Source organism: Paenibacillus turicensis, assembly GCF_017873435.1.
In the GTDB taxonomy this organism is placed as follows: Bacteria; Bacillota; Bacilli; order Paenibacillales; family Paenibacillaceae; genus Fontibacillus; species Fontibacillus turicensis.
Map to the genome: position 1 here is coordinate 35,892 of NZ_JAGGKG010000008.1, position 12,918 is coordinate 48,809.

Here is a 12,918-nt window from a genome sequence, read left to right on the forward strand (position 1 = left end):
AAAAACTTTATTTTTATCTCCGATATATTTAAACACTCTTTTCTATTCTTTAGGATAGGAAGGGGAAGATTGTTTTGAAAAAATTTTTATTTTTTAGTATTGTGTTGTTGCTGCTAGTTGCAGGGGTAAATGGGGCAATCATTTTGTTTGAACAAGGTCAATTTGATATTAGCTATTCGGATGAAAGACAATTTGAAACGAAAAAGGTAAAAACCATTAAGGTAGTGCCGAGTAAAGAGGTACATAAAGGCGACTTATTACTCGTTAATAGAGATTACGCTGTGCATGAAGATGGAGTTAAGAAGGATATTGTAAATTTAGGAGCGCAGGATGATCTTGTGGATGGGTTTGTATTGCTTGATCGTAATACGTATTTATCCAAAAGCGTCGCCAAAAAGTTTAAAGCCATGATTAAGGATGCTGCTAAAGATGGCGTGAACCGTTTTGTTATCAGCAGTGGGTATCGTGATTTGGACAAGCAAGAACAGCTTTATAAGGAGCATGGGGCAGATTACGCATTGCCAGCAGGCTATAGTGAGCATAATTTAGGACTTTCTCTGGATATTGGATCAACGCAAAAGGAAATGAAAGAGGCAGATGAAGGAAAATGGCTACAGGAGAATGCGTGGAAATACGGCTTTATTTTGCGTTATCCTAGTAATAAAACAGGGGTAACAGGTATATTATATGAACCTTGGCATTTTCGCTATGTTGGACTTCCACATAGTGCAATTATGTATAAAAATGATTGGGTGCTAGAGGAATACTTAGATTATTTAAAATCAGAGGGACATATTGCTGTAGAAGTGGGGCAAGTCAAATACAATGTAAGCTATTACTCTGCTTCCAACAAAAGTATTGTCATTAAAGTGGGTAATGAGTATGACATTTCTGGAGATAACATCGGTGGTATTATCGTAACGAATAGATAACTGCACCTTATGAGTAAAGGAGTAGAAGGATAGATGAACTCTCTGCCTAATGATATACAAGACTCACCTGTGTCGGGTTCATTTTATATCCCCGTTCATGTTACAGAGCTAAGTGAACGTGCATTATTCATGCTTAGTGGAGATGAGATTGGACTTGCCCTTATTGTTGCAGGGGGGATTGGAACAATCCGAATAGAGGGGAAGCTTCATGAGCTTGGGCGTGGAAGTATTGTGCTGAGTAGTGGCAATGCGAAGTCTGGTTTGCGGTTAGTAAGGAATATGCAATTAGAAGGAATTGTGATTCTATATCGTGGGTTTAACGTTATCACTGGCAAAGAAATGGGTGGGCTACAGCAGCAAGCCCCTCTACAGCGTTGTTCATCCCATTTATTAAGACTTAGCGATCAACTATACCACTTATGGAAGGAACCGAGACTTGGTGATGAACTTAGCATTCAGCAGTTATTTACCAGTCTTATTATAGATATTTATAGAGAAAATAAAACTCGTCAGCAATTAGCTGGTCACTGGATACAGAAGGTGATGGAGGACATGGATCTATTCTATATGCAGGATATTACAAGGGAGCAGATAGCGAGTCGGGTAGGCGTATCTCCTGAACATTTCTCAAGAGTGTTTCGCGATATGAATGGGAGAACGTTTCAGGATCACTTAACCTTACTTCGGATAAGGAAGGCGCAACAGCTTTTGCTTAATAGTAGGAAGCGGAGCTTACTAGATATTGCACAAGAGGTTGGGTATAAGGATAGCTTTTATTTCAGTAGGAAATTCAAGCAATTTGTTGGTGTACCTCCAACGGCGTATCGCCGAAAAAAGAAACGATTTGCTACGTTAAATCCGAATCATACAGGATGTTTACTTGCTCTTGGGGTGATGCCTGTCCTGGGTGTGTATTTCTCAGGGCTAGAATCTGAATACAAAACATCACCAATCGCAGGAGCCATCGCTGAAAAGTTCGACCCTTATGCATACAGTGCGGATTTATTTTACAAAAAGATAGAAGAGACTCATCCTGACGTTATTGTTGGCTATGATACTGCCCCTGAAAATAAAAGCTTACTTTTCATTGCGCCAGTAATCGGGTTGTCTGTAATGAAGCAATCTTGGCGTGAGCAGTTTCAGCTTATTGCAGATGCAGCAGGTAAAAAGGAAACAGCAGCAGAATGGCTCCACCATTATGACCAAGAGATCGAGGTAGCTAACCAACTATTAGATCACAGGTATGGGACTAGAGGTAGTGCTATTGTATGGGAGATTGGCGATGGGCAAGCTTATTGTTTGAGTGCTAGCTTCGGAAGAGGTTGTCATATTTTATATCAGGATCTGGGGTTCTACCCACCTAATACGGTAGTTGAGCAAGGCTTAGATGTAAAAGGATTCGTAGAGACGACGATTGAAAATATGGTGGCATATCCAGCCGATTATATTTTTATTACATCTCTTCCTACAGATGAAGGCTCATGTCGCAGTATAGAACAATTGTTTCAGTCCAAGCAGTGGCAGCAGCTTGAAGCTGTACAGGGGCAACGTGTATACATTTTGAACGAGTCCGAATTGTTTTATGGTTATGATCCGTTATCCACGAAGGCACAATTGAAGGTGCTATTGCAAGCATTTCTCTCAACATCATAATTTTGCATAAAGTAACATCACAACTGTGCATGGACATGACCGTATACACTCTATAAAATTCATATGAGAATGATTATCATTTTTATAGAAAAGGGGCTGTCGTCTTGTCTTCACAGCATACATGGGTTAAAAAGAATTTATGGGGTCTAGCCCTATTGCTTATTGCTAGCATTGTTGTCTCTGCCTGTGGCAATGTAGCAACTCCTGCTAATAATACTGCTTCACAAGTAGAGGAAAGTAAGGATTCCGTAGCTCCCACCATAAAGAAGGTAACTACGGTTAAAGGAGATATTGAAGTTCCTACGAAGCCCCAGCGTATTGTCGCTGAGGAATACTTTGGGAGCCTCATTGCACTGAATGTTATTCCAGTAGGTGCGCCAGGACTAAGCTTACAAAATTATTATTTCAAGGAAGCGCTGAGTGGTGTATCAGACATTGGTGATTATGGAAATCCGGAGATCGAACGTATTGTGGCGTTGGAGCCAGATTTGATTATAACTGGAAATGAGAAAACCTACGAACAGTTAAGTAAAATTGCCCCGACGATCGTTGTTCCTTATGGCGATTTAAAAAATGTACATGAGGAATTAACCTATTTCGGTCAGCTATTAGGAGTGGAAAAGGAAGCAGAGGCATGGTTGCAGGATTATGATCAACGTGTAGCAGCAGCTAAAGCGAAGGTAGACGCTGCGATCCCAGCAGAGTCCACATTTTCAATAATAGAAACTTCTGAAAAACAAATTTGGGTGTATGGCGATAATTTTGGCCGTGGTGGTCAGCCTGTGTATCAGGCGTTAGGACGTAAGCCACCTACTGCCGTAGCAGATGAAATTATGGAGAAGCAGTGGAAGGAATTATCTAAGGAAGTGCTACAGGAATATGCGGGGGATTATATCATTTTAACATCAAATGAGTACACATTAGAACAATTACAACAGGACCCTATCTGGAGCAGCTTACCTGCGTTAAAAAAAGGGCATGTCTATATTTGGCCTGAAGCACGCTCTTGGTATTATGATCCGCTAGCTGTATTGAACCAGACAGAGGAATTAGCTAAATGGCTCACCGGAACAAAATAAATTCATCCTTTTATCTCTATGTACAATTGAATACGAATGCCTAATTAAATAGTCGTTAAGTCCTTCGTAAAGAAGGGCTTTTTGGCATTGTTGATTTCTTTAGTTCAGTAGTAGATACTTAACGTAATATTGAACTGAAGGATGAGATACCTCTGATGACTGAAAAGAACCTAAATTACGTGCAGTTAGAGACAACGGAGCAATTACAAACCGCTTTAAACGAAGTGCTAAAGTGGGAAAAGGAGCAAAACAGACTTATGATCTGGGATCGTATGTCTCGTTTGCCGTTCAAGCTGTTGGATAAGCTTACACCTAAAATTATTCATCAAAAGATTGGTCAATTGCTCGATGAGCTCGGAAATTATATACAAAATGGCGGCAACTATCTAGTTGCAGGAGGCAAAGTCAATCGTATGCTTGCAAAAGCAAGTCATGAGGCAGGGGGAAGTGAGGAGCCACCTTATCCACTTGCGGTGATGGATCAAGTGACAAAGCAGCTGTCTGAAAGCGCGCAGAAGGTTGCGACTGCCCAAGGTGCCACGGTGGGCATTGGTGGCATATTTACTTTGGCAGCAGATATTCCTGCTATGTTAGGACTGTCACTCAAGACGATTCAGGAAATCGGGTTAGGGTATGGCTTTAACCCTGAGGAAAAAAACGAACGCATCTTTACAGTGAAGGTCATGCAATTTGCCTTATCCGACATTGTTGGGAAAAAGGAAGTATTAGAGGAGTTAAGCTTACAAACCGGGGGTAATGGTGACATTAGCCCAGACAATCATGTAGATGCAGCGATTTCTAAAATTCAAGGCTGGAAAGAGGTTATGACTGTATATCGAGACAGCTGGGGCTGGAAAAAGCTATTCCAGATGGTGCCGATTGCAGGGATGTTGTTTGGGGCGCGTAGTAATCGCAAGTCGATAGGAGATGTTACTGAGGCGGCGCATATGCTTTATCGCAAAAGAGTGATTTTGCAGCGATTGGCGGCGCTAGAGGGGCGAAAGTTTTGACAGAGTAAAAACAAAACAGCGATCAGAGATAGGAGTCGCATTACAGCTGATGTAAGTTAGCTACTTTATCTGTGTCGCTGTTTTTTGATTAAACATATTTTTTTGGTTTCTTGGCACTAATATGCTAATCCTTTACCTTTTTCAGCCATGCTCATAACGTTGTTAATTTCAAAGTCTAATTTTTTTGTTACATACTTCTCAAAAAATTCAGCAGGTATCCCTGTTAGTTGATAAAAGAAGGGAATATCAACCTTCCAATCTGTGTCCGTCATTTGAGGAATCGTTAGGATTCCTTTAGTGATTGCAAAATCGATTAAAGTTTTAATCTTCATTGGTTTTTGTATTGTTAATTCAGCATCTAGTGGTTCTCGCTCTAAGTAACCTTTACGATGTAAAGCAGCATAAAAATTCCGATGCTCTTTAGGCTCCAATAAATTTAGATGTGCAGCTCTATACCCCAATACTTGCAAAGATGTTTTCCACTTCTTTTTAAGATCTAAATAGCTGTCAGGTAGTGTGGGACGTGTAACTTGCTCCATATCTTTACGAAACTGGGATTCTGGCAATAAAAATGCACCTGCAAATAAATTGGCTTCATTTTCAATGACTTTATGTTCTTTACGATCTAAGCTTGTGAACTCAAGTTGGTAATGTAGCAATAAATGACCTAATTCATGTGCAATATCAAAGTTTCTACGTACAGCGGAGCGTTTTAAATTACCTAAAATTATAAAGGCTCGATGGTTGTTACTCCATAAACTGTAGGCATCAATGTCCTCGCCAATTGCTTTTTCAAATAAGAATACGCCACTTTTTTCAATTAGAAACATCAGATCATCATTAGAGTCGGCATTTAATTCAAGTTGCTTACGTGCTAAATCAGCTACAGTATAGATTTGTGTCGTTCGGTCGTCACTTGTTTGATTTAAATATTTAATTACTGCATCTCTGATCTGAACAATTTTAAGCGTTGGAATTGTAAGTTTTGTTGTAATGTAGTTAATAAAAGCATCTAAAAACTCCACATGTTTAGCTTCGGTTTGTGTTTTAGAGATTGCATTTAATACCTTGGAGCGGTAAGCAATATTTGTAATGTTAATATTTATAGGCGTAGCGCTCTTTGCTATCATATCTTCGTTATAAAAGTACTTACTCTTTACATGAAAAATTCGTTTAAGCTCATTTACAATTTGCATTTTTGGTGAGGTATACCCATTCTCATATTGCCAAACTGCTTGTTCGGTTACAGACAATAAGTCCGCGAGCTGCTTTCTTGAATATCCATGCATTGTTCGTAGGTTAGTAAGATTTTTACCAATGAACATGCTGGTTCCTCCTAAGTTGATATATATTTCTTAGACTTTCCAACTACTATTTTATGAAACATTGCTGAATAATAATTTATATAGATTTTGTTATCTAGCATTAGTATTCCTCACCAATCTATGATACGATTTACTTCTATATAGATGACGAGGAAGTGGAAATTAAGTTGATTAACATTACATTGCCTGATCCTGAGGTAACGATTTATAAACAGGAAAATCCGCAGCTTAGCCATATTTATGGCTTTACTGACTTTCATTTGATTACACGTGAAAAAGCCGGCTTTTTTATGTTCTATAATGAGCAAAACGAGCTGTTGTTTGCGGGTAAAGCGCGTAAAATAAGACAACGCATTAAAAAGCATTTCGAAGATACGGTATCTCCAATGAAAAATCATCGTAATGAGGTTTTCAAAATTGAAGTGTATATTGTAGAAGATGCCGTAGAGCGTGATATTTATGAGACGTATGTCGTGAATAAGTTTAGAGCTAAATACAATGATGAGAAGGTTTTTTATAAATAAACTCATTATATTTAAGTAGTAGGGGGAATGTAGTTCCTCCTTATTTTTTTGTGTATAAACCAATTACGACTAAAAAAGTATTGCTAGTGTGAAGCGACCTCGTTATAATTACTTTATGTTTAAATGAGAATGAAAATCATTATTAAATATATAAGGGGAGTTTTACATGCTAAAAAACCAGTTTCAACGTCGTTTAATCTATTTAATGTTGGTTGCCATTTTTGCTATAGCTTTAACTGCGTGTGGTACCAAAACAAATTCTGCTACAAACTCAAATTCGTCTACAGGCCAGGATGTCAATAAAGCAGGAAATAAAGGGGCAAGCAATGCAGCTCCTAATACTGATGCTGGTTCTGATTCTAATGCAGAAACAGTGGTGTATAAGGATAAATTAGGGGAGAAGAAAATTCCTGCACATCCAAAGGCAGTATTCACGGATCAATATTTATTCCAAATGTTGTCCTTAGATAGTGTACCGATTGGAGCAGTTAGCTATCAGGTTGAAGATATTATGGCGATTGAAACAAATAAAATAAGCAATGTAACAAATGTAGGAAGTCCTGTAAATATGGAAATGGTGTTAGCTTTGCAACCAGACCTAATTATTACAGCAAATGAGGATTCTGTTGCACAATATGAGCAAATAGCACCTACAGTGTTATTACCTTGGACAAGTTATGATGCATTTGGTCAGGTGGAGCAAATTGGGATTTTGTTAGGCAAAGAAAAGGAAGCGAAGGCTTGGATTGAAGATTTTCATAAAAAAGAAGCTGAAGCTAAAGCACAAGTTGCAAAAATGCCAGGAGCTAACGAAACATATTCAATTTTTGCAATTATGGGAAAAGACCAGTTCCGTGTTTATGGCGGACGTAATATCGGACATGTATTTTATCGTTCTTTAGGCTTGCATGCACCTGCTGATGTCGAAAAACTGTTCAAAGGCAAAGAAGATGAATTTGTATTTGAAACTATTTCGCAGGAAGCCCTTCCTCAGCTAGCAGGGGATAATATTATTATCGTGGTGTATGATACAGACGCAGATAGTATTGCATCCTATAATCAGCTTATGGAAAGTAAGCTATGGAAAAACATCCCTGCGGTTCAAAAAGGGAAATTCGTTCGCTTAGACATGGATCATTGGTTTGGCTACAATTCTTTAAGTTTGTCTTATCAGCTTGACAAGGCACTTGGGGTGGTTCAGGAATTACAAAAATAAAAGGAAACAACAACGAGGAAATAACAAAAGTGTAGCAAGTGATTTATAATTATATCGGGGTCGTGAAGGCACATTTTTAAATGCTGCTAGAGCGGCCTTTTTTTGTTTCATTTAGTGATTCAAATTATTCGTGTTATTCATAGCGTTGGATGCTTATTAACAATAAATTCATTGTCCAATTACAATAAATGCTGATATAGTAAATACTAGTTTGATAAAACTCAATAAAATTAGGATGTATAAATATACAGTTGAATGATAAAAGACGTTATGAACAAGAAAATGAGGTGCTTGCAGGCTTATGGAAGATCAGAATCATAATGGGCAATTTCAGCGTAAAATGCAGACCAGACATATTGTTATGCTCTCGTTAGGTGGAGTTATCGGTACAGGCCTATTTGTAAGTTCTGGTTATACGATTCAGCAGGCTGGGCCAATGGGTACGATTTTGTCCTATTTGGTTGGTGCTGTTGCGGTGTATCTTGTGATGCTGTGTTTAGGTGAGTTGTCTGTGCATATGCCTGAGACGGGCTCATTTCATAGCTATGCTGCAAAATATATCGGTCCAGGGACAGGTTACACTGTCGCATGGTTGTATTGGTTAACGTGGACAGTTGCACTTGGCTCAGAGTTTACAGCCGCAGGGCTATTGATGCAGCGATGGTTTCCTTCGATAAATGTATGGATCTGGAGTGGCCTATTTGCCATATTAATTTTTTTACTAAACGCGTTAACAGTAAAGTTTTTTGCAGAATCTGAGTTTTGGTTTGCTTCTGTCAAGGTCATCACGATTTTATTATTTATAGTGATCGGTGCAGGTGCGATCTTTGGAATTATTCCGATGGCAGATGGTGGGACTACGCCATTTTTCAGTAATTTTACAGCTTCGGGCTGGTTTCCAAACGGGGTATTTGGTATTTTAATGACAATGCTGGCGGTGAACTTTGCCTTTTCAGGCACAGAGTTAATTGGGATTGCCGCGGGTGAAGCGGAAGAACCTGAGAAAACAATTCCGAAAGCCATTCATACGACACTTTGGCGTTTGATCATCTTTTTTATTGGTACGATCGTCGTGTTATCGGCATTACTTCCGATGTCTGAGGCAGGCGTGACAGATAGCCCCTTTGTAGTGGTGTTAGAGCGTATTGGTGTACCTTATGCCGCAGATGTGATGAACTTTGTGGTGTTAACAGCCATTTTGTCTGCAGCAAATTCAGGATTGTATGCATCCTCACGTATGTTATGGTCACTGGCAGATAAGAAAACGATATCTCCTAAATTTGCGAAGCTAACTGGGAAAGGGATTCCACTTAATGCGCTAATTTTAAGTATGTTAGGTGGGGGCTTGTCTTTATTGTCCATGCTCGTCTCACCTGATCAGGTGTATATTATATTAGTTTCAATTTCTGGTTTAGCGGTCGTTGTTGTATGGATGAGCATTAGCTTATCACAGCTTTTATTTAGGCGGAGATATATTCAGGAGGGACATGCCGTACAGGATTTAAAATATCGTACACCACTGTATCCCTTTGCCCCGATTGCTTCCTTTGTGCTGAGCTTGGCGTCATGTATTGGAATTGCATTTGACCCAACACAGCGGATAGCATTATATTGTGGGATTCCCTTCATTATTATATGTTATATAAGCTATTACTTAACGATGTATATAAAATCGCGGCAGGTTACAAATTCGAAGTAAGGAGTAGTACGTTATGAGTAATGTGATTGACGATATTTTGCAAAAATATCCGATTATGATTTTAGATGGCGCCTTAGCGACAGAACTGGAGCAGCATGGCTGTAATTTAGATGATCCTCTTTGGTCAGCGAGTGTGCTATTGGACAAGCCAGAAGTGATTTATGACGTGCATTTACAATATTTTCGGGCAGGTGCCGATTGTGCCATCACGTCCAGCTATCAGGCGACAGTAGAAGGCTTTAAGCGTAGAGGCATCTCAGAAGAGCAAGCGCTAAAAATAATTAAAAAAACAGTAGAGATAGCAAAGCAAGCTCGGGATGATTTTTGGCAGGAATGGCAGCAGAAGCAGGAGCAGGAACAAAACCAGCAAGATATTAGACCAAAACCAATTGTAGCGGGCTCCATCGGGCCTTATGGTGCTTATTTGGCAGATGGGTCTGAATACATTGGTCATTATGGGATAACGGATCAACAGTTGGTAGATTTCCATCGTCCTAGAATGAAGGCGTTAATCGAAGCAGGTGCAGATATTTTAGCCATCGAAACGATTCCTTCCTTACAGGAGGCACAGGTATTGGTTTCACTATTAGAGGAATTTCCTGAAATGAGTGCTTGGCTTTCATTTTCAATGAAGGATGAGTTAAGTATTAGTGAAGGAACTCCACTCGTGGAATGTGCAAAAGTGTTTGAGGAGCATCCCCAAATTGCAGCGATTGGTATGAATTGTGTACCGCATCCGCTTGTCTTGCCAGCGGTTCAAGCATTAAGTAGCAGTACGTATAAACCCATTATTGTGTATCCGAATTCAGGCGAAACGTATGATGCGACGACAAAAACATGGCATCAAGCTGGGCAAGAGTGTAGTGGATTAGGGCATTTAGATGCCCAAGCCTGGTATGAAGCAGGGGCTAACATCATTGGCGGTTGTTGCCGCACATCACCTTCACATATTGAGGCGTTAGCGAAGGAATGGCGTGGGTAAGGTGAAATAAATAATAGATAAGGGGTCGACTTCGTATCATTACATTTGTGTAATGGATGAATAGACTCCTTTTTCATTTTTACATCTATTAATATAGTTCATAATAATTAGTTGATTGTTCCTATAATTGTATACATGGTATTATGTTACATATAATTATCCAATTTTTTTAACGTTGAAGGTTTTAATTACGCTTAATATTGGAGTTGATTAATGGGGGATCAATTTGGTCTAAGTCTATCTGTACAATCGTGTATTGAAAAAGAGCTAGAACTCCAACAATTATCCCTTCAAGAATTAGCTCATAGGACAGGCATTAATCGTGGCATTTTAAGTGCTTGTTTTACAAGAAACCCTCCCAAAGCTTTATCTATTAAACAGTTAGATATTATTACTAGAGGTCTTCATAAGGAAGAAGGCTGGTTATATGATTTGTATGCAAAAGAGTGCTTTACTGAAAAAGTACATTGGAAGCAGCTTAAAACGTTCCTTTTGCGATGTGTGGATTTACAGAGAGTTGATATCATTGACACTTGTTTAAGTTTATTAATGGAATCGCTTGTATATGTTCCAGATGTATTTTCATTAGCTGAATCATTATATAGTGAAGGAAAGTGGAGGGAATCTGCTCCATTTTATCGCTGTGTTTGTGAAAATGAAATTAAGCAACATTCAATTCGAATCGCTATAAGCCAATATCGCTTGTTCCGAACTCGCCTTGGTAGTGATTTGAAAGAAAATCATGAGGCAGCCATTCAATTTGCTCCTTATCGTCAACGTCTTCCTGAAAATGTTCAGCTTGATGCTCTATTGCAACTAGCTAACGTGCATTTCACTTTGCAAAACTGGGAGGAAGTGATAAGTTATGCCAATGAGCTACAAAATTTAGTAGAAGTTATTTTAAAACAGAAAAATAAAAGCGTTCGTAAAAGTAAAAATACTGAACCTTTTATTACGGATCGACATTTGGTTGTCTACTATGGACAAGCCTATCTGCTGCAGGGTAACGCGTATGAGTGGATGGGACAGTATGAGAAATCAATGCAATTTATACCTTATTATGAGGATTTAAGCTGGTTTGATAATTTAGGTTATATTGGTCAGATTGAAGTTGATAAATTTCGTAGCTTCGCTGAAGGAAATAGGTTGAATTTAAATATTTTAACGGGAAACTTTGATGTATTAGAACGATATATTGCATTCTTAGACCGACATTCTAATGAATGGCTACCCACGTTTTTAACTATATTAATAGCAGCGAATCAGCATGGACAAAATATTGATTGGGTAATTGAGCATTATGAGCAAAATTTAAAAGTGGTATTAATTGACTATAGAAGTATTAACCATGGATACTATGCTGAAACCTTTAGCATACAAAGAGCAGCAAAGCTATGTTATCAAATGGCGATATACTATTTTAGCAAAGATCAAATAGAAGAGTGTACAATGTGGTTTTTACGAGCTACTAAATATTCAGTTCAATCTAATGATCAAGCTGTAACCTTTCAATTTTTAATGGATTTGGTGGGTAACAAATAAAAAAATCCTATCAAAGTTTTTAATGAAATTTTTTAGAGTTGACTAACCCCATATAAAATAGGTTTAACAACTAAAATATGGGAGTAGAATATCATGTTTGATTTACGTGAGCAAATTGAACTAAGACGGGCAGAGATGATTCAGTTAGCTGAGGAATACGGTCTCCTAGATGAACAAGTACTTGCTAAATCTCAAGAATTAGATCTGCTTATTAATGCATTTGAGCGAAGTAAGCCTAGAAATAAAGGAAAGAAGTGGGCCCTCCAGATTGGGTGATTTATTTGTGGTAGTGCACCCTAAGGTGGGCTTTATGTGTTGCATATGTTAACATAATATATACATAAAGCATGGATATGTACAAAAATACATAGTCATGCAAAAATACTTAGATAAATTGGAGGGTACATATTATGTCTAACTTACCAAATTGTCCATCATGCAATTCTTCATATACGTATGAAGATGGCTTTAACTTTGTATGTCCAGAATGTGGACATGAGTGGAATACTGAGGATCAGGCACAGGTAGAGGAAGGCCTTGTTGTAAAGGATGCCAATGGTAACCTGCTACAGGATGGAGATTCAATTACGATCATTAAAGACCTTAAGGTTAAAGGAAGCTCATCTACACTAAAGATCGGTACAAAGGTCAAAAATATCCGCTTAATTGAAGGCGATCACAATATAGATTGCAAAATTGATGGTTTTGGTGCGATGAAGCTTAAATCGGAGTTTGTGAAGAAGCTCTAATAACTATGAATTCAATATGAATCCAAACGATTACGAATCTCTAAAATGAAATGCTCCCATCAAAGGAATAGTAGATGTTTTGTTTTTTCTACTGTCTACTATGATGGGAGCATTTCAAAAATAGAGTTTGTAAAACAGTTCGGATTTTTCTTTTTATATACCCAGTCTGGTTGCTCGTCGCTCCTATTCTAGCGTTATGATATGATA

At 38.4% G+C, this 12,918-nt stretch carries 12 protein-coding genes; 11 read left to right on the forward strand and 1 reads right to left on the reverse strand.

Annotated elements, in window-relative coordinates; translation table 11 throughout:
* Nucleotides 1-74: 74 nt before the first annotated feature.
* The 4 genes from J2Z32_RS09750 (at nucleotide 75) to J2Z32_RS09765 (ending at nucleotide 4,674) form a co-directional block, all read left to right on the forward strand.
* On the forward strand, nucleotides 75-932 hold the full coding sequence (locus J2Z32_RS09750; protein WP_210088975.1) for a M15 family metallopeptidase: 858 nt from the start codon (nucleotides 75-77) through the stop codon (nucleotides 930-932).
* Between the two features lie 33 nt (nucleotides 933-965).
* Nucleotides 966-2,585, forward strand: coding sequence for a helix-turn-helix domain-containing protein (locus J2Z32_RS09755; protein ID WP_210088976.1), 1,620 nt, complete (start codon nucleotides 966-968; stop codon nucleotides 2,583-2,585).
* A 104-nt stretch (nucleotides 2,586-2,689) separates the two neighbouring features.
* Nucleotides 2,690-3,664: an ABC transporter substrate-binding protein gene (locus tag J2Z32_RS09760; RefSeq protein WP_210088977.1), complete on the forward strand. Its 975-nt coding sequence runs from the start codon at nucleotides 2,690-2,692 to the stop codon at nucleotides 3,662-3,664.
* A 155-nt stretch (nucleotides 3,665-3,819) separates the two neighbouring features.
* Complete coding sequence (locus J2Z32_RS09765; RefSeq protein WP_210088978.1) at nucleotides 3,820-4,674, forward strand: EcsC family protein; 855 nt, start codon at nucleotides 3,820-3,822, stop codon at nucleotides 4,672-4,674.
* Between the two features lie 116 nt (nucleotides 4,675-4,790).
* Here the strand turns inward: J2Z32_RS09765 and J2Z32_RS09770 are convergent, their stop codons facing one another.
* Nucleotides 4,791-5,999 (reverse strand): spr1629 family repressor/antitoxin, encoded by a 1,209-nt coding sequence (locus J2Z32_RS09770; protein ID WP_210088979.1) that lies wholly within the window; start codon nucleotides 5,997-5,999, stop codon nucleotides 4,791-4,793.
* Nucleotides 6,000-6,166: 167 nt separating this feature from the next.
* Here J2Z32_RS09770 and J2Z32_RS09775 point away from each other — a divergent pair, with 167 nt between their 5' ends.
* The 7 genes from J2Z32_RS09775 to J2Z32_RS09805 all read left to right on the forward strand — a co-directional run bounded on the left by J2Z32_RS09775 (nucleotide 6,167) and on the right by J2Z32_RS09805 (nucleotide 12,711).
* A complete protein-coding gene (locus J2Z32_RS09775) occupies nucleotides 6,167-6,523 on the forward strand; it encodes a GIY-YIG nuclease family protein (protein WP_210088980.1) in 357 nt (118 codons plus the stop codon).
* Between the two features lie 166 nt (nucleotides 6,524-6,689).
* Entirely contained in the window at nucleotides 6,690-7,739 is a 1,050-nt protein-coding gene (locus J2Z32_RS09780) for an ABC transporter substrate-binding protein (protein ID WP_210088981.1), read from the forward strand.
* A gap of 301 nt (nucleotides 7,740-8,040) precedes the next feature.
* Nucleotides 8,041-9,438 carry an S-methylmethionine permease gene (gene mmuP, locus J2Z32_RS09785; protein WP_210088982.1) on the forward strand — a complete coding sequence of 466 codons (1,398 nt, stop codon included), beginning with the start codon at nucleotides 8,041-8,043 and terminating at the stop codon, nucleotides 9,436-9,438.
* Between the two features lie 13 nt (nucleotides 9,439-9,451).
* Nucleotides 9,452-10,420 carry a homocysteine S-methyltransferase gene (mmuM, locus tag J2Z32_RS09790; protein ID WP_210088983.1) on the forward strand — a complete coding sequence of 323 codons (969 nt, stop codon included), beginning with the start codon at nucleotides 9,452-9,454 and terminating at the stop codon, nucleotides 10,418-10,420.
* Nucleotides 10,421-10,633: 213 nt separating this feature from the next.
* Nucleotides 10,634-11,962 (forward strand): DNA-binding protein, encoded by a 1,329-nt coding sequence (locus J2Z32_RS09795; protein WP_210088984.1) that lies wholly within the window; start codon nucleotides 10,634-10,636, stop codon nucleotides 11,960-11,962.
* Nucleotides 11,963-12,055: 93 nt separating this feature from the next.
* Nucleotides 12,056-12,238, forward strand: coding sequence for an aspartyl-phosphate phosphatase Spo0E family protein (locus J2Z32_RS09800; RefSeq protein ID WP_210088985.1), 183 nt, complete (start codon nucleotides 12,056-12,058; stop codon nucleotides 12,236-12,238).
* 134 nt (nucleotides 12,239-12,372) lie between these two features.
* Nucleotides 12,373-12,711, forward strand: a complete 339-nt coding sequence (locus J2Z32_RS09805) for a zinc ribbon domain-containing protein YjdM (protein ID WP_210088986.1) — start codon at nucleotides 12,373-12,375, stop codon at nucleotides 12,709-12,711.
* Nucleotides 12,712-12,918 lie beyond the last annotated feature (207 nt).

Coding starts and splice junctions, on each gene's coding strand:
- J2Z32_RS09755 (WP_210088976.1), top strand. CDS start 966: ATGAACTCTCTGCCTAATGATATACAAGACTCACCTGTGTCGGGTTCA.
- J2Z32_RS09765 (WP_210088978.1), top strand. CDS start 3,820: ATGACTGAAAAGAACCTAAATTACGTGCAGTTAGAGACAACGGAGCAA.
- J2Z32_RS09770 (WP_210088979.1), bottom strand. CDS start 5,999: ATGTTCATTGGTAAAAATCTTACTAACCTACGAACAATGCATGGATAT.
- J2Z32_RS09780 (WP_210088981.1), top strand. CDS start 6,690: ATGCTAAAAAACCAGTTTCAACGTCGTTTAATCTATTTAATGTTGGTT.
- mmuP (WP_210088982.1), top strand. CDS start 8,041: ATGGAAGATCAGAATCATAATGGGCAATTTCAGCGTAAAATGCAGACC.
- mmuM (WP_210088983.1), top strand. CDS start 9,452: ATGAGTAATGTGATTGACGATATTTTGCAAAAATATCCGATTATGATT.
- J2Z32_RS09795 (WP_210088984.1), top strand. CDS start 10,634: ATGGGGGATCAATTTGGTCTAAGTCTATCTGTACAATCGTGTATTGAA.
- J2Z32_RS09800 (WP_210088985.1), top strand. CDS start 12,056: ATGTTTGATTTACGTGAGCAAATTGAACTAAGACGGGCAGAGATGATT.
- J2Z32_RS09805 (WP_210088986.1), top strand. CDS start 12,373: ATGTCTAACTTACCAAATTGTCCATCATGCAATTCTTCATATACGTAT.